Source organism: Rhodococcus sp. ZPP, assembly GCF_017656075.1.
GTDB lineage: Bacteria > Actinomycetota > Actinomycetes > Mycobacteriales > Mycobacteriaceae > Rhodococcus_F > Rhodococcus_F oxybenzonivorans.
The window spans coordinates 1344202-1367701 of sequence record NZ_CP058638.1 but is presented as its reverse complement, the minus strand read 5'-3'; the positions used below and the strand labels follow the sequence as shown (position 1 = coordinate 1367701).

Annotated in this window: 27 protein-coding genes; 20 read left to right on the top strand and 7 right to left on the bottom strand. The window is 66.3% G+C overall.

The window, feature by feature from the left end:
- Window positions 1-34: 34 nt before the first annotated feature.
- From HYG77_RS06490 to HYG77_RS06475, 4 genes are all read left to right on the top strand, one after another.
- On the top strand, window positions 35-1549 hold the full coding sequence (locus HYG77_RS06490; protein WP_208962185.1) for a DUF4389 domain-containing protein: 1515 nt from the start codon (window positions 35-37) through the stop codon (window positions 1547-1549).
- Window positions 1546-2082 (top strand): flavodoxin domain-containing protein, encoded by a 537-nt coding sequence (locus tag HYG77_RS06485; protein WP_208962184.1) that lies wholly within the window; start codon window positions 1546-1548, stop codon window positions 2080-2082. Before HYG77_RS06490 ends, HYG77_RS06485 begins: the two co-directional genes overlap by 4 nt.
- Window positions 2079-2273: a hypothetical protein gene (locus tag HYG77_RS06480; RefSeq protein ID WP_208963598.1), complete on the top strand. Its 195-nt coding sequence runs from the start codon at window positions 2079-2081 to the stop codon at window positions 2271-2273. Before HYG77_RS06485 ends, HYG77_RS06480 begins: the two co-directional genes overlap by 4 nt.
- Window positions 2274-2418: 145 nt before the next feature.
- Window positions 2419-2616, top strand: coding sequence for a PLDc N-terminal domain-containing protein (locus HYG77_RS06475; RefSeq protein WP_230990128.1), 198 nt, complete (start codon window positions 2419-2421; stop codon window positions 2614-2616).
- Window positions 2617-2674: 58 nt separating this feature from the next.
- Here the strand turns inward: HYG77_RS06475 and HYG77_RS06470 are convergent, their stop codons facing one another.
- Window positions 2675-3205, bottom strand: coding sequence for a flavodoxin domain-containing protein (locus tag HYG77_RS06470; RefSeq protein WP_208962183.1), 531 nt, complete (start codon window positions 3203-3205; stop codon window positions 2675-2677).
- A gap of 268 nt (window positions 3206-3473) precedes the next feature.
- Between HYG77_RS06470 and HYG77_RS06465 the strand changes: the two genes are divergently transcribed.
- The gene (locus tag HYG77_RS06465) at window positions 3474-4382 is read left to right on the top strand and encodes a universal stress protein (RefSeq protein ID WP_109328369.1); all 909 of its coding nucleotides are present in this window, start codon (window positions 3474-3476) and stop codon (window positions 4380-4382) included.
- A gap of 373 nt (window positions 4383-4755) precedes the next feature.
- Here the strand turns inward: HYG77_RS06465 and HYG77_RS06460 are convergent, their stop codons facing one another.
- The gene (locus HYG77_RS06460; RefSeq protein ID WP_208962182.1) at window positions 4756-5655 is read right to left on the bottom strand and encodes a universal stress protein; all 900 of its coding nucleotides are present in this window, start codon (window positions 5653-5655) and stop codon (window positions 4756-4758) included.
- A gap of 244 nt (window positions 5656-5899) precedes the next feature.
- Between HYG77_RS06460 and HYG77_RS06455 the strand changes: the two genes are divergently transcribed.
- From HYG77_RS06455 to HYG77_RS06450, 3 genes are all read left to right on the top strand, one after another.
- Entirely contained in the window at window positions 5900-6154 is a 255-nt protein-coding gene (locus HYG77_RS06455) for an SHOCT domain-containing protein (protein ID WP_109328373.1), read from the top strand.
- 36 nt (window positions 6155-6190) lie between these two features.
- Window positions 6191-6325: a hypothetical protein gene (locus tag HYG77_RS40615; protein WP_257792470.1), complete on the top strand. Its 135-nt coding sequence runs from the start codon at window positions 6191-6193 to the stop codon at window positions 6323-6325.
- Window positions 6326-6396: 71 nt separating this feature from the next.
- Complete coding sequence (locus HYG77_RS06450; protein ID WP_208962181.1) at window positions 6397-7782, top strand: wax ester/triacylglycerol synthase domain-containing protein; 1386 nt, start codon at window positions 6397-6399, stop codon at window positions 7780-7782.
- A gap of 36 nt (window positions 7783-7818) precedes the next feature.
- Here the strand turns inward: HYG77_RS06450 and HYG77_RS06445 are convergent, their stop codons facing one another.
- A complete protein-coding gene (locus HYG77_RS06445; protein ID WP_208962180.1) occupies window positions 7819-8391 on the bottom strand; it encodes a CBS domain-containing protein in 573 nt (190 codons plus the stop codon).
- A gap of 196 nt (window positions 8392-8587) precedes the next feature.
- Between HYG77_RS06445 and HYG77_RS06440 the strand changes: the two genes are divergently transcribed.
- Window positions 8588-9691 carry a 3-oxoacyl-[acyl-carrier-protein] synthase III C-terminal domain-containing protein gene (locus tag HYG77_RS06440; RefSeq protein WP_208962179.1) on the top strand — a complete coding sequence of 368 codons (1104 nt, stop codon included), beginning with the start codon at window positions 8588-8590 and terminating at the stop codon, window positions 9689-9691.
- Window positions 9675-10586, top strand: a complete 912-nt coding sequence (locus HYG77_RS06435; protein WP_208962178.1) for a 3-oxoacyl-[acyl-carrier-protein] synthase III C-terminal domain-containing protein — start codon at window positions 9675-9677, stop codon at window positions 10584-10586. Before HYG77_RS06440 ends, HYG77_RS06435 begins: the two co-directional genes overlap by 17 nt.
- On the opposite strand, the gene HYG77_RS06430 is transcribed toward HYG77_RS06435, so the two are convergent.
- A complete protein-coding gene (locus HYG77_RS06430) occupies window positions 10551-11225 on the bottom strand; it encodes a hypothetical protein (protein WP_208962177.1) in 675 nt (224 codons plus the stop codon). The genes HYG77_RS06435 and HYG77_RS06430 overlap by 36 nt on opposite strands.
- 149 nt (window positions 11226-11374) lie before the next feature.
- Between HYG77_RS06430 and ppsA the strand changes: the two genes are divergently transcribed.
- Window positions 11375-13720: a phosphoenolpyruvate synthase gene (gene ppsA / locus HYG77_RS06425; protein ID WP_208962176.1), complete on the top strand. Its 2346-nt coding sequence runs from the start codon at window positions 11375-11377 to the stop codon at window positions 13718-13720.
- A 4-nt stretch (window positions 13721-13724) separates the two neighbouring features.
- Here the strand turns inward: ppsA and HYG77_RS06420 are convergent, their stop codons facing one another.
- Genes HYG77_RS06420 through HYG77_RS06410 form a run of 3 tightly spaced genes read right to left on the bottom strand, consistent with a single transcriptional unit; the run spans window position 13725 to window position 16703 of the window.
- A complete protein-coding gene (locus HYG77_RS06420) occupies window positions 13725-14687 on the bottom strand; it encodes a 1-phosphofructokinase family hexose kinase (protein WP_109328387.1) in 963 nt (320 codons plus the stop codon).
- 43 nt (window positions 14688-14730) lie between these two features.
- Window positions 14731-16188: a bifunctional aminoglycoside phosphotransferase/ATP-binding protein gene (locus HYG77_RS06415; RefSeq protein ID WP_208962175.1), complete on the bottom strand. Its 1458-nt coding sequence runs from the start codon at window positions 16186-16188 to the stop codon at window positions 14731-14733.
- Window positions 16188-16703, bottom strand: coding sequence for a GNAT family N-acetyltransferase (locus tag HYG77_RS06410; protein ID WP_208962174.1), 516 nt, complete (start codon window positions 16701-16703; stop codon window positions 16188-16190). The genes HYG77_RS06415 and HYG77_RS06410 overlap by 1 nt, the downstream gene beginning before the upstream one ends.
- Window positions 16704-16878: 175 nt before the next feature.
- On the opposite strand from HYG77_RS06410, the gene HYG77_RS06405 reads away from it, so the two are divergent.
- The 9 genes from HYG77_RS06405 to HYG77_RS06365 all read left to right on the top strand — a co-directional run bounded on the left by HYG77_RS06405 (window position 16879) and on the right by HYG77_RS06365 (window position 23428).
- Entirely contained in the window at window positions 16879-17136 is a 258-nt protein-coding gene (locus tag HYG77_RS06405; RefSeq protein WP_208962173.1) for a hypothetical protein, read from the top strand.
- A 32-nt stretch (window positions 17137-17168) separates the two neighbouring features.
- Window positions 17169-17450: a dsRBD fold-containing protein gene (locus HYG77_RS06400; RefSeq protein ID WP_204164955.1), complete on the top strand. Its 282-nt coding sequence runs from the start codon at window positions 17169-17171 to the stop codon at window positions 17448-17450.
- Between the two features lie 135 nt (window positions 17451-17585).
- Complete coding sequence (locus tag HYG77_RS06395; protein WP_208962172.1) at window positions 17586-18740, top strand: 4Fe-4S dicluster domain-containing protein; 1155 nt, start codon at window positions 17586-17588, stop codon at window positions 18738-18740.
- Window positions 18737-19198 carry a cyclic nucleotide-binding domain-containing protein gene (locus HYG77_RS06390; RefSeq protein ID WP_208962171.1) on the top strand — a complete coding sequence of 154 codons (462 nt, stop codon included), beginning with the start codon at window positions 18737-18739 and terminating at the stop codon, window positions 19196-19198. Before HYG77_RS06395 ends, HYG77_RS06390 begins: the two co-directional genes overlap by 4 nt.
- 4 nt (window positions 19199-19202) lie before the next feature.
- A complete protein-coding gene (locus tag HYG77_RS06385) occupies window positions 19203-20033 on the top strand; it encodes an FAD/NAD(P)-binding protein (protein WP_244373500.1) in 831 nt (276 codons plus the stop codon).
- On the top strand, window positions 20033-20812 hold the full coding sequence (locus HYG77_RS06380; protein WP_208962170.1) for an oxidoreductase: 780 nt from the start codon (window positions 20033-20035) through the stop codon (window positions 20810-20812). Before HYG77_RS06385 ends, HYG77_RS06380 begins: the two co-directional genes overlap by 1 nt.
- On the top strand, window positions 20809-22098 hold the full coding sequence (locus HYG77_RS06375) for a nickel-dependent hydrogenase large subunit (RefSeq protein ID WP_208962169.1): 1290 nt from the start codon (window positions 20809-20811) through the stop codon (window positions 22096-22098). Before HYG77_RS06380 ends, HYG77_RS06375 begins: the two co-directional genes overlap by 4 nt.
- Window positions 22095-22562 carry a hydrogenase maturation protease gene (locus HYG77_RS06370; RefSeq protein WP_208962168.1) on the top strand — a complete coding sequence of 156 codons (468 nt, stop codon included), beginning with the start codon at window positions 22095-22097 and terminating at the stop codon, window positions 22560-22562. Before HYG77_RS06375 ends, HYG77_RS06370 begins: the two co-directional genes overlap by 4 nt.
- Window positions 22559-23428: a universal stress protein gene (locus HYG77_RS06365; RefSeq protein ID WP_208962167.1), complete on the top strand. Its 870-nt coding sequence runs from the start codon at window positions 22559-22561 to the stop codon at window positions 23426-23428. The genes HYG77_RS06370 and HYG77_RS06365 overlap by 4 nt, the downstream gene beginning before the upstream one ends.
- The last annotated feature ends 72 nt before the right edge of the window (window positions 23429-23500 follow it).

The following is a 23500-nucleotide window of genomic DNA, read 5'->3' as shown; positions in this document are numbered from 1 at the left end:
TGAGGTACAGGACTCATGATCCCGGAGGCGGACAGTGAAACCAGGAAGAATCGTGGCGCTCGTCATCGGATGTCTGTGTGCTTTGCTCGGGTTCGCCCTTCTGAGCGCTGCAGTGTTTCTCGGGTGGGCATACTTCACACAGAACGAGGACGGTCATTTCACCTCACCCACCCAGAGGTATCAGTCGTCCGCGAACGCCCTGGTGTCGGAGCGGATCGACCTTTTCGAGGAAGCCGACCTTCCCCAGGGCTTCAGCACCGAGGATCTCGGCCGGGTGTTGCTGCGCGTCACCTCGGACCCGTCGAACCGGGAGATCTTCGTCGGAATCGGCCCTCGTGAGGCGGTGGAAGGCTATCTCTCCGGTGTCGCGCGCTCCGAGGTGACGGAGGTCGAATTCAACCCCTTCCAGCCGAGCTACCGTCAGATCACCGGTGACCGGCAGCCGGAAGCCCCTTCGGCGCAGACATTCTGGTCCGTCTCGTCCACCGGAGCTGGCACTCAGGAGGTGCAGTGGGATCTTCAGCGCGGGTCCTGGACCGCTGTGGTGATGAACGCCGACGGCCGTCCCGGCGTCTCGGTCGATATCCAGGCCGGTGCACGGCTCGACTTCCTCGGTCCGCTCGCGCTCGGTGTGCTCCTCGCCGCCGTGGTGATGCTCGTCGTGGGCATACCACTTGTGGTGGTCGGAGCGCTCGGGCTCGGCCGGCACGGTCCACCCCAACCGCACTGGCCGGCACCGGCGGGTGGAACCGGCGCGGCGTCCGCCCCCACCACACCGTCGACCGCAGACACACCCGCGCCGTCGAAGCCCTATCCCGCGCACCTTCGAGGTGATCTCGACCAGCCGCTGTCACGGTGGTTGTGGCTGGTCAAGTGGTTGCTCGCGATTCCGCACTACGTGGTGTTGGTCTTCCTCGGTCTGGGCTTGTTCGTGACCACGGTGGTGGCAGGATTCGCGATTCTCTTCACGGGGCGGTATCCGCGGGGGTTGTTCGACTTCAACGTCGGAGTTCTGCGTTGGCTCTGGCGTGTGCAGTTCTACACCTACTCCGCGCTGGGCACCGACCGGTATCCGCCCTTCACGCTGGCGCGCACCGACTACCCGGCTGACTTCGATGTCGAATATCCCGAGCGACTCTCCCGCGGTCTGGTCCTGGTGAAGTGGTGGCTGCTGGCGATACCCCACTACCTGATTCTGGCCGTGCTCGCCGGGGGTTGGTTCGGCGGCTGGCGGTTCGGAGTCACCAGCGGCGACGACGGAGTCCCCGGGCAGCCCTGGCTGTTCGGTTCGCTGCTCGGTGTCCTCATCCTGGTCGCGGCGATCATCATCTTGTTCACCGGCCGCTATCCCCGTCCGCTCTTCGACTTCGTCATGGGTATCAACCGCTGGGTCTACCGAGTCCTCGCCTACGTCGTGCTCCTTCGCGACGAGTATCCACCCTTCCGATTCGATCAGGGACCACGCGAACCCCACGAACACACCGCATCATCGGGCCCGGCACCGGACGACCAGCCGGCTGCCGGTCACCCCCAGGAGTCGACCCGATGACTGTCTTGGTGGGTTACGCGACCGCGAGGGGATCGACCCGAGGGGTGGCCGAGCGCATTGCCGCGCAGCTCGAATGCGCAGGTGAGCAAGTGGACGTACAGCCGTTGAGCGACATCACCTCGGTGCGCGAATACGAGACGTTCGTTGTCGGGAGCGCCATCCACAGTGGTCAGTGGCTTCCCGAAGCGGCGGCCGCCATCGGGCGACTCCGCCCGCAACTCGCCGGCCGAGCGCTGTGGGCGTACTCCGTGTCCTCGGTGGGGGCGACCAGCACGATCCTGTCGAACCGGGTGGCGTCCTATCTTCGCCGGGTCACCCCTGAACCGCGCGTGGTGCAGCACTTGCGGGAGGCCGCGGATGTTCGCGGCCACCGCTTCTTCGCCGGAGCCATCGGCCGCGGTGACTGGCCGGGCTTCGGTCGGGTGCTCTTCCGGCTGATGGGTGGGCATTATGGCGATGCCCGCGACTGGGCAGACATCGATCAGTGGGCGGAGTCTATCCATCACCGGGATGCCCAGGTGCGCGGCGAATGACAGTATCCGAGTCCACACCCACAGCTTCGGACCTCGATCGTTCCGGGGATGGCGTCCCCGGTCTGTCGTCGGCCCGGTGGATTGCTCTGTGTGCCGCAGCGGAGGCTGTCGGCATGACGGCCGCCGCCCTCGCCGCGAAGCTGGCACAACGAGTATCGGGTGATGCTCGTCACGGGCACTCGGAACAGTGACCGGGCTGGTAGCCGGGACGGTGCTGGGCGTGATCACCGGACGGTTCTTACCCGGGCCGGACGACATCGTTCAGCCACATGACGGTGTTCCACAAAGATGAGGAAAGGAAAACGAGTGAGAAGAAGCCGGAAAACCTGGAGTGACATGACAGATCGTCAGCGCGGCGGGCTGGCGGTGCTCACGATCGTTCAGATGGTGCTGGCCGTCGCCGCTTGGGTGGATCTCGCTCGCCGCGATCCTCGCGAGATCAACGGCAGCAAGGGAAAATGGGCGGCGGTCATCGCCGTCAATTTCATCGGGCCGGTCGCCTACTTCACGCGCGGCAGGCGCACCGTGCTGTGAGCGCCTGTCCCGGGTGGTGTGGCATGCACACACAGCACCCGGGCTGAAGGCGCACCGCTCAGGTGTGCGCCGGGGACTGCTTCGCCAGCATCTGACCCCATTTCTGCGCCCGTGCTTCCTCACCCTCGACGAGCTGGTTCTTCGTATCGACGAGAAAGCTCTCCGGATCGGCAACCAGCTCGAAACCCAAATGCCGCAACTTCTTCGAAATTCCTTTCGACGCCCGTCCGGTAATGAGTGCGGGCTTGTCGATGCGAGTATCGAACGCGGCAGCATTCCCCTCGTCCACGGTGAGCCCGTCGAGCCACTCACGAATTCCCGTACTGGCCGCATCTGGTTCCAGTGTCAGGTTGCTCTCCGGCTTCTCGGCGGCCTCCACCGCACCGCGCCGGGTCGATTCCCGGCTCATCCCGTGCACGTGGGTGGGACCACCCACGATCAGGAGATCGTATGAGGACACGTCCTGTTGGGGTACCTGCGACACGGGGATCGTCGTGACGTCGCCCGCAGGCGCGAATCCTCGCGCAATCGCCTCTGCCACCGCATGGGTATTGCCGTACATCGACTCGTAGACAATCAGTGTTCGCATGTCGCCGCCTCCTGGTTCGCTTGTTCGGTACCAGCTGAACCGCACGGGTGAGGTTCAGCCCGTCACATCTGGTTTACCTTCGAGTCTTTCACCGCCCGAGGTCTCGGCAGAGGGCACAAGGTCATCCGAAAGTCCCTTCCAGCGTGCAGACGTCACTCGACATCGAGGTGTGATGACCTAGGGCCCTATCGGCGCCGGCCACAGGTGACCGATCCTGAAGGTGTTCGGCGAAAGTCCGGAAATGTGTTGCAATGACTGGAGTTGGACGATGAGCACTCTTGCGAACCGCCAGTCCGTGGTCGTCGGTGTCGACGGCTCCGAACGCGCGATGCGGGCCGCCGTATGGGCGGCCGCCGTGGCGCGACGACGATCCGCGCCGCTGCGCCTTGCCCATGCTCTCCCCAGTCCCGGATACCACTACAGCGAAGCTGCCCTGCTGTTTCAGAACGAGTTCGCCGACGAAGTCCGGCAATCGGCCGAGGAGATTCTCGGGCGCGCCGAGCGGCGAGTGCGGCAGGAGTGTCCGGACGTCCGGGTGTCCTCGAGCATCCACCCGGGACCGGCAGGGATGTCGCTCACCGGACTGAGCAAGCACGCGGAAATGGTGGTGGTCGGATCCACGGGCGCCGGGATGGTCGAGTCACTGTTCACGGGGTCCACCGTGGTGCGGGTGGTCAACCACGCACACTGCCCTGTCACGGTCTTCCGATCCGACTCCGAGTCACCGGTGCCCGATCACCGGCCTGTCGTGGTCGGCGTCGACGGAAGTGCGCTGAGCATCAGGGCGATCGAGTCCGCCGTCGACTTCGCAGTGCTCTTCGACGTCCCGCTCCTCGCGGTGCACGCATGGGGTACAGGTGACATGTCCCGAGGCCGCTCCGCTGCGACCAAGGTGGACTGGGCCGCCATGGCAGAAGAGCAGACGGCACTGGTAGCAGAAAATCTTGCCGGTTGGCGAGAGAAGTATCCGGACCTGGAAGTCACCACGGTCATCGATGAGCGGAACCCTGCCGAACTGTTGCTGCACTTTGCGCGCGACGCACAACTCGTCGTCGTGGGAAGTCACGGCCACAATCGATTCGCCGGATCGCTGCTGGGGTCGACCAGCCAGAACCTTCTGCACCATGCATTGTGCCCCATCACGATCTGCCGTCCACCGAGGAGTGAGAAGCGATGACCTGGCCACTGGCGCTCGTGTTGATAGCGCTCATCTTTTCTATGACAGCCATCGTCACGTCATACATTGCGGTGCGCGGTAGATCGAGGCCACCACAGAAATAGGTCCCCGCCCGAACATCCGCCGTCGGACCTGTGTTTTGGTGCCGTCTCAGTCGCTGCGGAAGTCGATGTCCGGGCCGCCAGTCCATGTGCAGAGCCAACACGTGCTCGTGGGTGGTCGTCTGTACGTCGCGGAAGTGCGCGAGAGTGTCTTCACCGAGCAACCGGATTCGCCGCTGTGCGATGTCCCCTTCATTGCAATCACGTGATGAAAACCGCTCGCTTAGATCTGTACGCAGTCCCTGCGGTCGCGACGCCAGGCGAACTCCGGGTCACTTGCGGACGATCATCACCGGGCACCGGGCGGCATGGAGTACGGCCCGGCTGGTGGACCCGAGGAGTAGGGAGGTGAAGCCGCCGCGTCCGCGGCTGCCGGTGACGACGAGCTGCGCTTGCTCGGACAGTTCGACGAGGTGGTCGATCGGTCGATCCCGGACGACCACCTTCCGGACAGTGACGCCCGGGTAGGACTGGTGCCAGCCGGCCAGGCTTTCGGCGAGTACGGCCTCTTCCGCGACGGCGATCGCGGGCCAGCTCAGATCGTGATGGTCCGCGTCGTCGGTGGTGAAGACGGTCGATAGATCGAAGTCGCTCCACGCGTGCACCGCAACCAGATCGCAGTCGCGGAGAGCGGCTTCCTCGAACGCCGCGCCGATCGCCGGTGTGCTGCGCGCCGATCCGTCGACCCCGACCACCACCGGGCCGTCGAGAACAGCGTCCACGGGGTCAGGTATGCCGCGAACCACAACCACCGGGCACGGCGAGTGGGCGGCGACCGCCGTGCTCACCGAGCCGAGGAGGCCACCGGCGACACCGCCGAGCCCCCGGGATCCCACGACGAGCATGCGGGCCGATTTCGCCAACTCCAGAAGGACAGTCGCGGGGCTGCCCTCCCGAAGCGTGGTGCGCACCGTCAGCGGTGCGTCACCGACCGCCTTGGTTGCCAGTTCCGCCGCCCTCTCCAGGCGCTGCTTCCCGGCGTACTCGAGATCCGTGAAGGCACCCGCCGAGAGGTTGATGGCGTCACCGTAGGTTCCGCGCCGCACCACAAGCGACGAAGCCAGCAGCAACGGGGCGCCGCGGACCACGGCCACGTGTGCCGCCCAACGTACGGCGTCGAGTGCATGGGCGGAGCCGTCGACTCCGACGACGATGGGAATGTCTACTCGCATGGTGGCTCCTGTCGATGTGACCGGTCTTCTGTCCAGAATCCGGGATCATCGTGAGGTACAGGTAGGGCCGAAGGGCACTTCGTCGGTACCCGTGGTCCTCCGGGTCCCCCAGGGGCCGGTGGTCACGAGAGGCGAAAGACCCTGTGGTGATGACCGCCTGGCGGGGGACACTCGAGGTACGAGCCGTGCTGTACCGACCCGGGTTGGTGCGCCGGCGCCGAGAAGCCTGGAAGGACTGATCGTGATGTACCACAACGATCCAAGCGGTTGGGGATACGCGTTGATGTTCGTCGGGATGGCCCTCTTCTGGGGGTTGCTGATCGTGGGCATCGTCGCGATGATCCGCTATCTGGGCCACGGAATGCAGACCCCCCACAATGTGCCGTCTGCCCGCGATGCCGCGGAAAAGGTTCTGGCGGAACGGTTCGCGCGAGGTGAGATCGACGAAGCGGAGTACCGGACACGTCTGGCGACGTTGCGCGCCGAGACAGCGTCCTAAGCGAGTGATGACGACGTCGGCGAGGAGGTGATCGACATGGATGCACTGCAGATGGCTCACGAGCTCATGATGTGGCTGCATGGCGCCGGCCTACTGCCGCACGAGTTCATGATGTGGCTGCATGGCGCGGGCATACTGCCGCACATGCCAATGCACATGATGCCGATGTAACGGCGAGAACGAAGGGACAGCTTTTTCAGTACTGGATTGCGGTGATCACGGTGAGCGCAACGAACAGATATATGACGCAGACGGACTACATGTCGTGGCGGATGGAGGCAGATCCGATCCTGCGCTCGACCATTGTTGCGGTTGCCGTCCTCGACCGGGTTCCCGACTGGCCGCGGTTCGTCGACATGATGGAGCGGGGGACGAAGCGGGTTCCGATCTTTCGGCGCAAGGTGGTCACCGCTTCGGTGGGCGTTGCCCCGCCCCGCTGGGTCGAGGACCCCGACTTCGACCTCACCTGGCACGTAAGACGTTGCACGCTCACGGAACCGGGCGGTTGGGACGGAGTGCTGAATTTTGCGCGCACCACCGGTATGGCGGCCTTCGACAAGGAGCGTCCCCTCTGGGAGTTCACGGTGCTCGACGGGCTCGGCCATCACCGGGCGGCCCTCGTGATGAAGGTTCATCATTGCCTCACCGACGGCGTCGGCGGCATGCAGATCGCCCGGGAGATCGTGGACTTCACCCGGGAAGGAACCGTGCGCGCAGACGATGCCGAGGTGGTGGTGCCGGACGACGGGCGAAGGTCCGGGCCGATCGATGGTCTTGCCTGGTACCGGGATATGACGGGTCGCATCGTACGAGGGGTGTCGATCGGGATGGTGCGGGGAGGCGAGGGGCTGATCCGACGTCCGGCCGACTCGTTTCGCCGGTCGGTTGATGTCGTGGCTTCGACGATGCGTTTGACGCGTCCTGTTCGCACCACGCTGTCCCCGGTGATGAGGACGCGCACCACGCGCCGCAGGTTCGCCGTCCTCGAGGCCCCGCTCGAACCGCTCGGCCGGGCCGCCGAGTCCGCGGGCGGATCGCTCAACGACGGCTTCCTCGCCGCCATCCTGCTGGGTATGGCGAAGTATCACCGGGTTCATGGCGCCGAAATTCCGGCACTGAGAGTCACATTGCCGATCAGCTTGCGCACCGACACCGACCCGCTCGGTGGTAACCGCATTACTCTGGCGCGGTTCGCCTTGCCGACGAACATCGAAGACCCCGCCCAGTTGATACGGGAGGTTCACGCCGTTGTGGAGAGTTGGCGCAGAGAACCGGCGATTGCGTTGTCGTCACACATTGCCGGCGCATTGAATCTGCTACCCCCTTCGCTTCTGGGTAACATGCTCGAGCATGTCGACCTGGTGGCGTCGAACGTGGTGGGATCACCTGTACCGCTCTTCATGGCCGGCTCGCAGATCGTCCGGTATTACGCCTTCAGCCCCACCCTCGGGTCGGCGTTGAACGTCACCCTCATGTCCTACACGTCGCAGTGCTGCGTGGGCATCAACGCCGACCTCGGCGCCGTCCCCGACCTCGAGACGCTGACCGACTCCCTGGCAGACGGTTTCCGCGCCGTTCTGGCCCTGTGCTCGCCGGCACCCGACACCGCAATCGTCTCGGTACCGTGACAGAAGGTCGACCAGAGTAGAGCAGTTACCGCTCGATCAGGAATGCCAGGAGCCGGCGAACCGCACATCGGCGACACCGGGAACCGTCTCGGCGAGGGCGGTGACCACGCCGCGTTCCGGGTCGTCGGCGGAAAGACCACCGATGGCGACCTTGCCGTCCGCGACCTCGACGGTCCAGCGCCGCGAACCCGCGTACACGTCGAGGCGATGCTGCACCTCCTTCGCGATGTGAGTGTCGTCCATCGTCAAGGCACCGAGAAGATCACGCCGGGTCACGATCCCGATGAGGTCACTTCCCTGAACGATGGGAATCCCACGCAGACCCGAGCGCAGCATCGCGGAGGCGAGATCGCTGAGGTCGGTGTCCGCGGTCATGGCGATGACCGGGCTGGTCATCGTCTCCTTCACCGCCGCATCGGCCTGCGGAAGGGCTCGGAACTTCTCCCGGAGCAGATCACCCTCGGACGCTATACCCACCAGCCGGTGTGCCTCATCGACCACCGGGAGCACGGTGAATCCGAACTCTCCGATGATGCGGAGGCACTCGTCGATCGGTGTCGACGGCGCCACGGTGGTGACCGGGCTGCTCATGATGTGTCGCGCCTGCATGACGGCTCCTTCCCTCTGCACAAGCCTGGCCCGCCCGCGGCCGTGGGGGAAGGGCCATTGGGCCTTTGTCGTCCTTGATGGACAGCGTTCGGTTGCCGCTACCGATTTCGGTGACAATTTCTGGGAGGTAGGGCCGAAGTGCCCTGGTCCGCGGCCACGTGAGGGGGCGATCGTGGTGGGTACGGAGGTGGCAACCATGATCAAGCATTGGCTCCTGATGGAAGCTGGGGGAGAGGACTCCCGAACCCCCTACCGCACCCGGGTGGCCGGTGCAGGCAGGCATCTCCCGGTCACACGGCTCACCACCGAGAAGCTGATGGCAACGACCCGTCACACCACTCACATCGACCTCGAACGCTTGACGGGAATCCGCGAGCGGCGGGTCTCGGTGGGAGACGAGGATTCCTATACCCTCGCCGCGGCCGCGGCGCAGGACGCCTTGGAGCACTCGGGTCGGGATGCGGGTTCCCTCGACGCCGTCATCAGCTGCAGCATCACCAAGTTCCGGGGCGGACTCACCCAGTGGCTCGAGCCGACGATGAGCAGTGCTGTCGCCCGGGCGCTCGGCGCGGATCGGGCGATGACCTTCGACGTGTCGAACGCGTGCGCCGGAATGCTGACCGGAGTCACGGTGGCGGACAACTGGATCCGGCAGGGCGTTATCGAACGGGCGTTGATCGTCAGTGGTGAGTACATCTCGCAGCTCGGGCAGAACGCGGCGCGGCACATCCATAACATCATGAGCAAGGAATTGGCGTCGTTGACGCTGGGCGATGCGGGTGCCGCACTGGTCCTCGAGCGGGCTCCGGCCGGATCGGCTGGAATTCGGTTCGCCGGCTTCACCACCGTCGCCGATTACAGCCGGCTATGCCTGGCCTACCCGAAGGGCAACGAACCCGGCGCGCGCATGTTCACCAATTCCCGCGGCATCCAGAAAGCCGCCATCGCGGACACACCGCTGCTGTTGCACGAGGTCCTCGACACGCTCGGGATGTCGATGCACGACATCGATCACGTGATCACCCATCAAACCTCCGCCCGGGCCATCCGGAAAGGCATGGCCGAGTTGAAGTCCGAGTTCGGCGATGGTCCCCGGCACGACGCGGTGATCACCGTCGACCGGTACGGGAACACGGCGTCGACGACGCACACCGTGGCGTTGGTCGAGGAACTCGAGGCCGGACATATTCAGCCGGGGGAGACCGTGGCGTTGATCTCCTTGGCATCCGGCCTCGAGATCGGGGTCGTTCTACTGGAACTGGACGAGGAATTGGTGGCTGGTTATGGGCACGATCATTGATCGGGTAGACGTCACCTCCGGTGGGTGGCGAAACCGGCACAGCGCACTGCGCCTCGCCGTGTCCGCGGCGAAGACCTGCCTCGAGAACGCCGAACGGAGCCCGGACGAGGTCGACCTTCTGGTCAACGCCGGGTTGTATCGGGACCGCAATCTCGGGGAACCTGCCCTCGCAGCGATGATCCAGGAGGACATCGGCGCACATCCGGAGGATCCGCATACCGGCGAGCACGGCACGTTCTCGTTCGATATAGCGAACGGAACGTGTGGTGTGCTGACCGGGTTGCAGATCGTCGACGGGTTCTTACGATCCGGGACGATCGACTGCGCCCTTGTCGTCGCCAGTGATGCCGATCCCGGCCACAGGATGAGCGAGAACTTCACGTTCTCCGCGGCCGGAGGCGCGGTGTTGTGTAGTTGGACCGACGAGGATTACGGTCTCGGACGCGTGCACTGGGTCAACGACTTCGACGGCTCCGACGCGTTCTCCGCCACCGTCGGGGGGATCGATTCCCGGAATGTTCTGCGGTTCCGGGAGTCGGCCTCGATGGATGAACGCTATGCCGCCGCGGCCGCGGCCGCCGCCACCGAAGCCCTTACGGATGCTTGCCTCACCCTCGCCGATATCGATGCCGTGGTGCTCGCTCCGCCCCGCCCGGAATTCCGGTCGGCCCTGGCACGCCACCTCGGCCTGCCCGATTCCCGCGTCGTGGTCGCCGACGACGAACACATCCATACCGCCGCGCTGGTGGCCGGACTCGATGCAGGTGGCCGCCGTGCCGGCACTCGTACGCTCATCATCGCCGCCGGTGCGGGCGTGACGGCCGGCGCTGCCGTGTACGCCGAGCTACCCGCGAACGGCTCACACGCCTTCGGCCAGGTTCTGGATGGTCAGTAGCATTTTGCGGCTCATCACGAAGGAGACGGGTTCGATCAGCGCCGGGCCGAAGGCGAGCCGGCTCGCCAGCGACGGCCCGTAGGTTCCCCGGCCCCTCTCGATCAGTCTGGTGCGCCGCTCATCGATCCGTTGCAGGTGGAAGGCCCAGATCGACGCGTCGCCCGTTTCGGCGTTGCAACCGTGCAGAACCAACGCCGATGGCGGGTCCGCCACCGCCACTGTCAGTGCGGGGGCTTTCGGGTGTAACCGGACCTTGTCGCCTACCGCGAGGTGCTGACAATCCGGAAGAACCCGGTCAGCGTTGCGTATGCGGCACCCGATGGCGTTCTCGAGTCCCTCATAACTGTAGAAGCCGCCTCGTCCCTGCCCGAGCTGGACGATCCAGGGCCACACCTGTTCGGTCGGCACGGCGATCGTGATCGCGTGGGTGTATCCCCAGCGCGGGTTCGGTACCAGGTCATCTCCGGGCAAGGGTGTCAGCACCTCGGCGTTTGTCGCCCCCCAGCTGGTGCGCCAGCGGCGCAGCGGCTTGGTCATGAGCACGTGAAAGCCGATCAGGGCAGCAGCGAAGATCGCCTGCGCGGCCGTTGCGGCACTCGTTGTCAGCAGCGAGGTGCGGGAAGTGGGTCGGGTCGTCATGACCCTCATCCTGGTAGTGACCTCCCGGACGGTGCCAGGGTATTCGGGCGCTGCCCACCACGGCGTGCTGCCGGTAGGGCGGTGACCTTCGACCCTGTCCTGCGGACGCATAGCGGGGTTGGCTGAAACGAGACGGTGAGGAGTTCACAATGAAGGTCCAACAGGCAGTGGTCGAGCATCGTTGGGTGCGGCCGATCGACCAGGTGCGTTTGCCCGACGCGCCTTCCGTGGGCGGAAAAGCGGCGAATCTCGGTGAGCTGACCCACGCCCGTTTTCCCGTACCCCCGGGCTTCGTGGTGACGAAGGACGGCTACCTCCAGGCAATGGAGGACGCGGGAGTGCGTGACATGCTGCGCGCGCGAGGACTGCCCCCCGCCGGCGCCGACGATGCCGCGCTCACCGCAGCGTCCCACGAGCTACGGTCGACTGTGCTCGATGTCCCGGTCTCCGACGCGCTCCGCGACGAGATCGTCGATGCCTATCACGAACTCGGTGACTCGGTGCGTGTCGCAGTACGTTCCTCAGCTCCTGCCGAAGATGCCGCCGACACCTCGTACGCAGGCATCCACGACAGCTTCACCGACATCTGCGGACCCGACGCCCTCGTCGAGGCGATACGGAAATGCTGGGCATCGCTCTGGTCGGAACGAGCACTGACCTACCGCAGCGTGCAAGGTGTCACCGAAGAACCCTCGGTGGCCGTCGTCGTCCAGTTGATGGTCGATTCCGACACCTCCGGCGTCACCTTCACCGCCGATCCGCGGACCGGTGCCCGCGACCGTATGGTCGTCGAGGCCGCCGCGGGGCTCGGCGAGGTCGTGGTCGGCGGACAGGTCGAACCCGACACCTACGTGCTGTCCAAGGACGGCTTCCATCTACTCGACGAGCACATCGGATCGCAAACCTTCGCGATCACCGCCGATGCGAGTGGAGAGCGGACCACTGAGATTCCCCTCGACCAGCGCGGTGACCGAGTCCTCACCAACACCCAACTCGAGCGGCTCGCGCTGCTCGCACTCTCGGTCGAAGAGCACTACCACGCACCCCAGGACCTCGAGTTCGCGTTCGCCGGGGACAAACTCTGGATCGTCCAGACCCGCCCGATCACCACTCTCGGCGACCACACGCCCCCCGTCGATGCCGGCCGACCGGAACCGGCACCGGCCGGCGCGGTGCTCGCGCACGGGCTCGGCGCAAGCCCCGGAACCGTGACGGGCCGGGTACGCATCCTCCGGTCCGTCACCGACGCCCACCAACTGCACGACGGTGACATTCTGGTCGCCCCGATGACACGTCCCGACTGGCTGCCCGTGCTGCGCCGGGCTGCGGCCATCGTGACCGACGGCGGTGGTATCACCTGTCATGCGGCGATCGTCGGACGCGAGCTCGGACGCCCCGTCGTGGTCGGAACCCGCACCGCGACAATAACGCTCGTCGATGGCGCCGTCGTCACCGTGGACGGTGACGCCGGAACCGTGTGCGAGGGCGCAGCGGGGACCGCTGAACTGCCGGCTGCCGACTCGGCCCCCGCCGCACCGAGCGGAACACCGCACGCCGGATCGTTCAGCTGGGCGGAGCCGACAGCGACGTCGGTGTACGTCAACTTGGCGACACCGGATGCGGCTGAGCGGGTCGCGGCGATGGACGTCGACGGGGTCGGACTCCTGCGCGCCGAGTTCATGATCATGGACGCTTTGCAGGGCAGGCACCCGATGACCATGCTCGCCGAAGGGCGCCGCGCCGAGTACGTCGACACGATGTCCGCTGCCGTCGAGAAGATCGCTGCAGCATTCGCACCACGACCGGTCGTGTACCGGGCAATCGACCTGCGGACCAACGAGTTCGCGAATCTGGTCGGAGGCGACGTGGAACCGGTGGAAGACAACCCGATGATCGGGTACCGCGGGTGCTTCCGCTATGTGCGGGAGCCGGAACTGTTCGGACTCGACCTGGACGTGGTGCACACCGTACGCAAACGCTATCCGAACGTGCACCTGATGATTCCGTTCGTACGAACCCGGTGGGAACTCGAGCAGTGTCTCGGTCACCTTGCGGCGCACCCGCTGGGCGCCGATCACCGCATGCATCGCTGGATCATGGCGGAGGTGCCGTCGGTGGCCTACTGGATCCCGGAATACGCCCGCCTCGGTATCGACGGTGTGTCCATCGGAACGAACGACCTGACCCAGCTGATCCTCGGCGTCGATCGTGACTCCGAGATCTGCCGGGACCTGTTCGACACGATGGACCCGGCCGTCCTCGACGCCGTCGACACCATCATCGAGCGGGCGACCCGGGCAGGGTTGACCACCTCGCTGTGCGGGCAGGCGGTGTCGACCCACCCGGCCCTGGCCGAACACCTGGTGCGCAAGGGCATCACCTCGGTGTCGGTGGCACCCGACGTCGCTACCCGCACGCGCCGGAACATCTCCGTCGCCGAACGCCGGGTCCTGCTCGAGCAGGCCCGTGACTGTTCGCCGGGCCCGAGAAGCTAGGAAGCTAGTAGACAGCGTCGGAATGCTGCCCGACAGTGGCACGGCGAACGAGCGCGGCATAACACTGGTCGACGTCGCTCCGACGGCACGGTGCCGTGCCCGGTGTCCGCAGCATCGCCACCCCCGCGGCGACACCGTAGCGCACCGCCTCCCGCAGGTCCCACTGTCGCTCCAGCCCGACAATGATTCCCGCGACCATGCTGTCTCCGGCCCCGACCGCACTGACCACGGGCACCGCCAGGGACGGGCAGTGCTCCTCCTCCGCCGCTGTCACGTGCACGGCCCCGTCGGGGCCGAGGGAGAGAACGACCACAGCGCAAATCCCGGCGGTGATGAGTTCTCGTGCCGCGCTGACCTGCTCGTCGAGAGTCCGCAAATCCCGCCCGACGTGCTCACGTAGCTCGCGAATACTCGGTTTGAGGAGATACACACCGCGCTCGAGCGCGCGCAGCGGCGGGCCGGACGTGTCGACGACGAGGCGAGCAGACGAATCGGCGAGGGCATCGGCGAGGGTCTGATAGAACGTCACGGGCACCCCCGGGGGAAGGCTGCCACTCGCGACGACGAAGGCGGCGTCCTTGGCACTCTGCACCAGGGCGTCGAGACAGGACTCGACTTCCCGCGGTGTCAGTGACGGACCGGGCAGCACGAAGCGATACTGCAGACCGGTCTGCTCCTCGTCGATGGTGAAGCTCTCCCTGGTGGATCCGCGAATCGTGATGCTCCGACTTCGCACTCCCTCGGTGGCCAGGAGGTCTTCCAACGCCCGGCCACTGTGCCCACCGGAAGGAAACACGGCGGTAGCCGGCGCGCCGAGTACATGCAGGATGCGCGCGACGTTGATGCCTCCACCGCCGGGGTCACGTCTGGGGGCGGCGCACCGCACTTTGTCGGTGGCGATCACCCGCCCTGTTGCCGTGGTGATGTCGAGAGCGGGGTTCATCGTCAGGGTTACGATCTCGCGCATGGGTTCTCCGGTCAGGTGCCGCCACCGTCAGAGGTGACGTGAGTCAGTAGTTGCGCCATCCCTCCGTGGCATCCCAGAGGGCTCGGACCGCGTCCACCGCGTCACCGAGATCGGTGTTCGTGTCGATCGGGGTGGCCAACGGAGGGAGCGTAATCCGCTGCGCCATTGCGTCGTAAATTTCTGCGGTGGCATCGGAATTGCCGTGCGGGCGGGTGCGGATCCGTTCCACGGCGACGGAGCGAGGCGCGACGCATTCGATCTCGACCAAGTCGCTGTGCTCCTTGCGGGCGGTCGAGGTGGCCCACTGACGCAGCCGCGGGTCCGTCCACGAGGCATCGAGCACCACCGAACACCCGCGGGAGAGCAATCGGGCCGCGCGCCTGAGTAATTCGGTGTACGTGTCCTCGGTCATCGAGCCGCTGTAGAGGCCGTGCCCGTACTCGTCGGCACACGATACGTGCGGGCCGACGCCCGCCAGCTCCTTGCGTACGAGGTCGCTGGACAGGACAGTGGCACCCACTCGCTCCGCCACCGCACGCGAAAGCGTGGACTTCCCGGTTCCGGGAAGTCCACCGATCAGGGCAAGCCGCACCGCGCCCGAACGCAGATGACGCAGAGCGAGTTGGGTGTGGCCGCGTGCGTCCACCAGTGCCTCCGTCGAACCCTGGGTGTAGCGCAGACAGGCCACTTTCGCGCGCATGAATGCGCGATACGCGACGTAGTGGTCGATGAGCGTGGGGGGCGGGTCGTCCGCGGCGCACGCGCAGTAGCGGCGCACGAAGGCCTCCGCGAGTTCCGCGCGGCCGAGGTACTCGAGATCCATGGCCAGACACGCTGCGTCATCGAGGCCGTCGATGTGGCGCAGGTGGTCGTCGAAGTCGAGGCAGTCGAGGATCCGGGGACCGTCCGGCAGGCAGAAGATGTCATCTGCCAGGAGGTCGGCGTGGCCGTCGACGATCCGCCCGCACTCGATCCGCTCGGTGAAAACCGGCTCACGCCCGGCCAGATACTGGCGTGCGCGCCGATCGATCTCGTCGACCTCCATCTCCGCAAGCGCCCGCGGCTGATACCCCATCGCCTCGGTGACGTTGGCTCGCCACCGCGCGGCGACGGCGTCTCGAGTGGCATCTTCGTCGATGTCGCGGCCGCGGACCCCGCGCTCGTGGAACCGAGCGATCACGTCGGCGATCTCGTCGAGCTGCGCCGGCGATTCGTCACCACGGACAACGATCGTGGCGAGCCGGCGGTTGTCCGGCATCCGCCGCATCTTGACGAGCGGTTCGGCCGGTCCACCGGTCGGATCGGCGAGTTCGGCGACACCGAGATACACATCGGGACACAGACGGCGATTCAGTTCGACCTCGCGGTCACATGCCGACCGGCGCTTGTCCGCCGTGCTGAAATCCAGAAACGCAGTTCGGATGGGCTTTTTGGCCTTGTACACCACGTCGTCGACCATGACGACATACGCCGTGTGCGTTTCTCGGACGGTAATTCCCATCACGACTCACCCACGTCGATGTCCAGGTGCATTTCGTCACCGTCGCGCCGCAACGCAGACCCCCAGCCCTGATCGCGGATCAGAGCAAGTACGGACGCGTTCTCTGTCAGAACCTCGGCCCTCATCTGCTCGATTCCACATGCCCTCGCGTGCTGCACCAGCCGGGTCAATAATGCCGTCCCGATTCCGTGCATCCGGTAAGCGTGGTCGACGACGAGAGCGAACTCGACCACCGAGGGCGCGGCATCGGCATCGGCGTCGGCATCGAGAGAGACATAATTGGCGACGCCGACGAGCGTATCGCCGACGAACGCGCCCAACGCATAATGTGCAGGATCCTGCCGGCAGAGCGATTCCGCGAGCTCGGCGAGGTGCGCGGGACGCACGGCGAAAAACCGCATGTATTGGTCGTGCTCGTCGAGCCGCTCGTGCAGGCGGCGCACCGCGTCGTGATCATCGGCAAACAAGCGGCGTACCGTCACGTCCGCTCTGACCTGGGGTACTGCGGTCTCCATCGTTGTCAGCCCCTCTGCCCTGTGCCGTCGTAAGCATTCAACCGCCGGACGGCACGTCAGCGTCAGAGGCATAAGTCACCGACTACGGTCCTTCGCCTCTATTGCGTGATCTCCGCTGCGTCGATGCTGGGAGATAGTCGCCACCCACACCAGCTCGAGAGGACGTCGACCCGCGATGAACAGCCCCGATACGCACGACGGCACCGACCATGATCCCGGGCGGGGGATCGTCGACCGCCTGGTATCAGAGCTCGGTCAGTCCTTCGCACGCGCGGCGATCTGCCGGATGGTCACCGGAAGCATTCGAGACCTCGCCGGGGTGCCGACTGCGGACATTCCGGAACTCGCCGAGCGCCTCGCCCGTCAGCGTTTGCTCACGGTGCGCGAGCGAGTCGACGCGTACCCTGCGCGCTCGGCAGTGGTGACCCAGTGATCGGAGCGACCTAGAAGGAGGGCGTGATGAGTATGCACGAGAGGAAATGGTCGGTCGAAATCGTGATCGACGAACATGATTCAGGTGAGACCGGATCCCGCACCCGGGCACAAGCGCGGTTGCGGACCCATGACAAGACCGCATTGATCGGTGTCGGGACGGCCCGGCGCAATCCGAAGGACACCGAGATTCCCGAGATCGGTGACGAGCTCGCCGCAGCCCGTGCGCTGGCCGACCTCTCGCACCAACTCATCGAAGCGACGGTGGCAGATCTCGAGGCCGCGACGCGCGAGCACATCCATCTCGAGGCCTGAGCGGGCCGGGAACCACCTCGCGGTCGGCACGTGTCGGCTCTATCGACCGGAAAGGCCGAACGGCCCTGTTCCGCGCCGTATGTGGACTGGCTCAATGGGAAAGGGAGGGGCGAGACGCCCGAAAGGAGCGACCCGATGACCAGCACTCCGGCAGAACATCGTGACAGCGTCCTGGACCGTCGGGGTGTCGACCAGATGATCGACGTCCTCCGGGGGCGCGGCTACCGTGTGGTCGGTCCCACGGTGCGCGACAGTGCCATCGTCCTCGAGGAACTCGAGTCGGGCGCTCAACTGCCAGCGGGTTGGGGTGTGACGACCGGCCCCGGCACGTACCGGTTACGTCGACGCGACGACGACGCGGTCTTCGGGCACTCGTCCGGCCCCCAGTCGTGGAAGCAGTACCTGCATCCGCCCCGACAGCAGTTGTGGTCGGCGGAATCCGACGGCACCTTCCACCCCCCTGTCGAGGACGACACCCCCTATGCGTTCGTCGGCGTCCGCGGCTGCGACCTGGCGGCGATCGCCGTACTGCGCCGGGTTCTGTGCCCGGATCCGGACGCGGACAGCGCGACCGCCCGCCGCTTCCGATCCCTATTCGTCGTCGCCGCCCACTGCACCGAACCCGGCGGCGTGTGCTTCTGCACCTCCATGGGCACCGGCCCGGCAGCCGGCCCCGGCTACGACCTCGCGTTGACCGAACGCGTCGACTCGCAAGGCCATCGGTTCCTCGTCGAGGTCGGCACCGACGCCGGAGCCGATGTACTCGCCGACATCAACCGAAGCCCCGCTGCCGCCACGGACATCGACGAAGCCCGAGCGGCCGTGAGCGCTGCGGCCGGCCGGATGGGCCGGACGATGCCGCAGGTCAATCTCCGTGACCTGTTGGCCGACGCCCGCAGCGAGGACGTCTGGGACGAGGTCAGCAACCGGTGCCTCACGTGCGGCAACTGCACGATGGTCTGTCCCACCTGCTTCTGTACCACCAGCGAGGACATCACCGACTTGACGGGCGAGCATGCCGAACGCTGGGAGCACTGGTCGTCCTGCTTCGAACTCGATTACAGCGAACTGCACGGGGGAACCGTCCGGGCATCAGGGCAGAGCCGATACCGGCAGTGGATGTCCCACAAGCTCGGTACCTGGTTCGACCAGTTCGGCAGCTCCGGTTGTGTGGGGTGTGGGCGGTGCATCGACTGGTGTCCGGTCGGCATCGACATCACCGAGGAGGCTGCACGGCTGGTCCAGACTCTTCCGCCGTACCGGCCGGACGATGCGCGGGAGCAACGATGACCGCGGGCGGCACCGTGTTGCCGTCCCTGCTCGCCGCACTCGACGACGAGCACCGTCGCAGGCTGACCGCACTCACCTCCCCGGTGCGATTCGGTGAAGGAGAGGTCATCTTCCGGGAGGGCGCACCGGCGACTCGGTGCTGGTTGATCGGCTCGGGCAGCGTCGTCCTGACCACGCACGTACCCGGCCGCGGCGCCGTGGCACTCGAAACCCTTCATGGTGGAGACGTTCTCGGCTGGTCCTGGCTGGGAGCCCGACCGGTCTGGCAGTTCGCCGCCCACGCGGCGGCGGCCACCGAAGCCGCCGAAATCGACATCACCGCGCTCGAGCGGATGGCCGGAGCAGAGCCCGAATTCGGGTACGTCGTCACCCGAGCGTTCTCGGGATTGCTCATCGCCCGCCTCCAGTCCACCCGGGCGCGGCTGCTCGACCTCTATGCGAACCGCCGGGAGATGTGACGCCATGTCGACCGCCCACATGCTCCCCACCGGTTACCGTGTCCACTCCCGCACCCAAGAGACGACCGACACCGTGACGGTGACCCTGACACCCACCACAGCCGTCCCGAAAACCCCGGTTCTGCCCGGGCAGTTCATGATGCTGTACGCCCACGGAGTCGGAGAGGTCGCGATCTCGGTGAGCGACGCGCCCCGCGGGGACCTCGGTGTGCTGGTGCACACCGTGCGCAGCGTCGGCGCCGTGAGCAGAGCCCTCCACGACACGCCGGTGGGCGCGGTGGTAGGAGTTCGTGGCCCCTTCGGGCACGGATGGAACCTGCACCCCGGCGGACGCGACCTCGTCGTGGTTGCCGGTGGTGTGGGCCTGGCCCCCCTGCGGCCCGTCATAGGGTCCGTGCTGGCCGAGCGCGACAGGTTCCGGAGGGTGACCGTCATCGTCGGTGCGCGCAGTCCGTCGAACATTCTCTTCGGCGCCGAGCTGGCCGCCTGGCAGGCCCGCGAAGACCTCGACGTGGAGTTGACCATCGATCAGCCGGTATCGGGATGGACGGGGGCCGTCGGATTCGTCACCGAATCGCTGCACCGCATCAACATCGATCCCGCCCGCACCACCGCGTTGTTGTGCGGGCCTGAACCGATGATGCGGTTCTCCGCCCGAGTCCTGCTTGACCGTGGTGTACCTGCCACCGACATCCAGGTCTCCCTCGAGCGGAACATGCAGTGCGGTGTCGGCGTCTGCGGTCATTGCCAGCTCGGCGAACTGCTGTTGTGCCGTGACGGGCCGGTGGTCGACTTCGCCACCGCCGAACCACTTCTACGGGTACCGGAGCTGTGATGAGCGCACCACCGACCACCAGACCTACCCTCGCGGTGTGGAAGTTCGCGTCCTGCGACGGCTGCCAACTCACCCTGCTCGACTGCGAAGACGAACTGCTGGCGCTGTCCGGGGCCGTGACCATCTCCCACTTCCTCGAACTGTCCGACACGATCATCGGCGGCCCCTACGACCTGTCGCTCGTCGAGGGATCGATCACCACCGCCGCCGACCGGGAGCGGATCCGGGCGGTGCGCGAGCAGTCCCGCTTCCTCGTCACGATCGGGGCCTGCGCCACGGCGGGCGGTATCCAGGCGTTGCGCAACTTCGCCGATATCGACGACTTCCTGTCGGTCGTGTACGCCCGCCCCGACTACATCGACACCCTGGCCACTTCGACCGCGATCTCCGCGCACGTCCCGGTCGACTTCGAGCTACGCGGGTGTCCGATCGACCGGCGGCAACTCCTCGAGGTGATCACCGCCTACCTGGCCGGGCGGCGACCGAACATCCCGAACACCACCGTGTGTACCGAATGCAAGCGGCGCGGACTGACGTGCGTCATGGTGGCCGACGGCACCCCCTGCCTCGGACCGGTCACCCACTCCGGTTGCGGAGCACTGTGTCCCGCGGTCTCGCGCGGATGCTACGGCTGTTTCGGCCCCACGACCGACCCGAACCTCACCTCGCTGATGGGGTGGCTGCGCACCTGCGGCATGAACGACGATGCCATCTCGCGCGTCCTCGCGACCTTCAACGTGGCAGCATTCGACACCGAAACGCGGGGATCACCCCCATGACCCCTACCACGAGAGAACTGACCGTCAAGGCTCTCGCCCGAGTCGAGGGGGAGGGCCGACTCGACGTCACCGTACGAGACGGTCGCGCCGACCGAGTCGACCTGGCCATCTACGAGCCGCCCCGGTTCTTCGAGTCGTTCCTGCGTGGCAGGCACTACTTGGAGCCACCCGACATCACCTCCCGGATCTGCGGCATCTGCCCGGTCGCCTATCAGGTCAGTGCCTGCAACGCGCTCGAGCAGGCCTGCGGTATCGAGGTCACCGATGCCGTCCTCGACCTTCGGCGGCTGCTGTACTGCGGCGAGTGGATCGCCAGTCACGTCCTGCACATCTACTTCCTGCATGCACCGGACTTCCTCGGCTTCCCCGACTCCATCGCCCTCGCGCGACGCGACCGGGCTGCCGTTGAGCGGGGACTGGCACTGAAGAAGGCGGGCAACGCCATCCTCGATCTCATCGGCGGCCGGGCCATTCATCCGGTCAACGTCCGGGTCGGCGGATTCCACCGCGCACCGACCCGCAACGAGCTGGCCCCGCTGGCGGAGCAGCTGCGCGCCGCCTTGGGGCACGCGATAGCCACCGTCGACTGGGTGTCCACCTTCGACTTCCCGGATATCGAACTCGACCACGACCTCCTCGCACTCCACCACGAATCCCGGTACGCCATCGAAGACGGCGACATCGTTTCGACGAATGGAGTGCATTGTGGGCCAGAAGAATTCCCCCGGCACGTGATCGAGCATCAGGTGCCGCACTCGACCGCCCTCCACGCCGAACTCGACGGCCGGCGCTACCTGACAGGGCCCTTGGCGCGCTACTCCCTCAACTCCGCGCAATTGACAGGTGCGGCCGCCGCGGCAGCAACAGCCAACCTCGGTGCGCAGTGCCGAAACCCATACCGCAGCATCGTCGTTCGCGCCGTCGAAGTCGTCTACGCGGTCGAGGAGGCCTTACGCCTCATCGATCACTATCAGCGGCCCCCGCGATCCTTCACCGACGGGCCGCCCGTCCATGCGGTGGGTCACGGTGTCAGTGAGGCACCCCGCGGGTTGCTGTATCACCGCTATGAACTCGATCCGGACGGCCTGGTCCGCACCGCGACCATCATTCCGCCCACCTCACAGAACCAGGCGGCGATCGAACACGATCTCCGCGGCGCCGTCGATGCTCATCTCGGCCTCCCGGACGAGGAGTTGGCCGTCCTGTGCGAGCGGATCATTCGCAACTACGACCCCTGCATCTCCTGTGCCACCCACTTCCTGACACTCACGATCGACCGCCGATGACGGCGGTGGTGCTCGGAGTCGGGAACGAAAACCGACGCGACGATGGTGTCGGGCCCGCAGTCGCGCGCGCGGTCGCCGCCCGGGCGATTCCCAATCTGCTGGTCACGATTTCCGACGGTGACCCGGCGACCCTCCTCGACGCCTGGGCCGATATGGATGTCGCTGTCCTGGTGGACGCCATCGTGTGCGATCCTTCGCGGCCCGGCACCGTGCACCGATTCGACTCACAAGCGCTCGCCGCCCTGGATGCGAAGACCACCAGCACCCACGGGCTCGGACTCACCCAGGCACTGAGATTGGGTGCGGTGCTCGGCCGGCTGCCCCGGCGCTGGGTGCTGTACGCCGTCGAGGTCGCCGACGTCGGTTACGGTCGCGGCCTGTCCCTTTCAACAGAGAAAGTTCTCGAACCGGTGACGTCGGCGGTGTTGGCCGAAGTCGCCGGCGTGCAGAGGAGCACATCATGAGCACCACCCCGATCGTCGTGGGCGTAGACGGGTCGCCGCCATCATCGGAGGCGGTGCGGTGGGGGGTAGCCGAGGCGATCCTTCGCAGCGCTCCACTGCTCCTTCTGGCGTGTGTCAGTTACCGCGGGGCCGAGTCCCTACCGCTGGTGGGCCCAGAATTGCGTGCGCGAGCCGAGCGTGACCTCACCGCAGCTACTGAGCTCGCTCGGGCTCACGACCCCCGCGGCGTTGTCCAGATACACACGGAGCTGCACTGGCAGTATGCGCCCGCGGTGCTCGTCGACCGATCGGAGTCGGCGCGAATGATAGTGCTCGGCCGCCGCGGACTCGGCGAATTCACCGGCGGCCTGATCGGTTCGGTCACCTCGGCCGTCGCCCGGCACGCACACTGCCCCGTTGTCGTGATCGAAGGTGCCCCACCCACCCCTGAGGAGGGCGGCGTGGGCCCGGTTGTGGTCGGCGTCGACGGCTCGGCCAACAGCGAACCCGCCATCGCGCTGGCGTTCGAGGAAAGTGCCCTACGACGAACCCCGCTGATCGCACTCCATGCCTGGTCGGACCAGGACCTGTCCACTCTTCCCCTGGAAACCGGCCCCGACCGCTGGAAGGCGGTCGCAGAGTCGGAACAGGCACTGCTGGGGGAGAGCCTGACCGGATGCACCCAGCAGTACCCCGACGTCGCGGTACAGCAGGTCCTCGTCAGAGACCGGCCGGTGCGGCACCTGCTGGCGCAGGCCGAAGAGGCGCAGCTACTCGTCGTCGGCACCAGAGGCCGCGGCGGATTCAAGGGAATGACCCTCGGTTCGACGAGCGCGGCCTTACTGCACACCGCGCCATGCCCGCTCATCGTCGTCCCGCGGTGCTGAACGCCAAGTCCTTGAGGTGCTGTGTCCAGAACAGGGATGACTTTCGGCCACACGAGCACACCGTTCGACTCT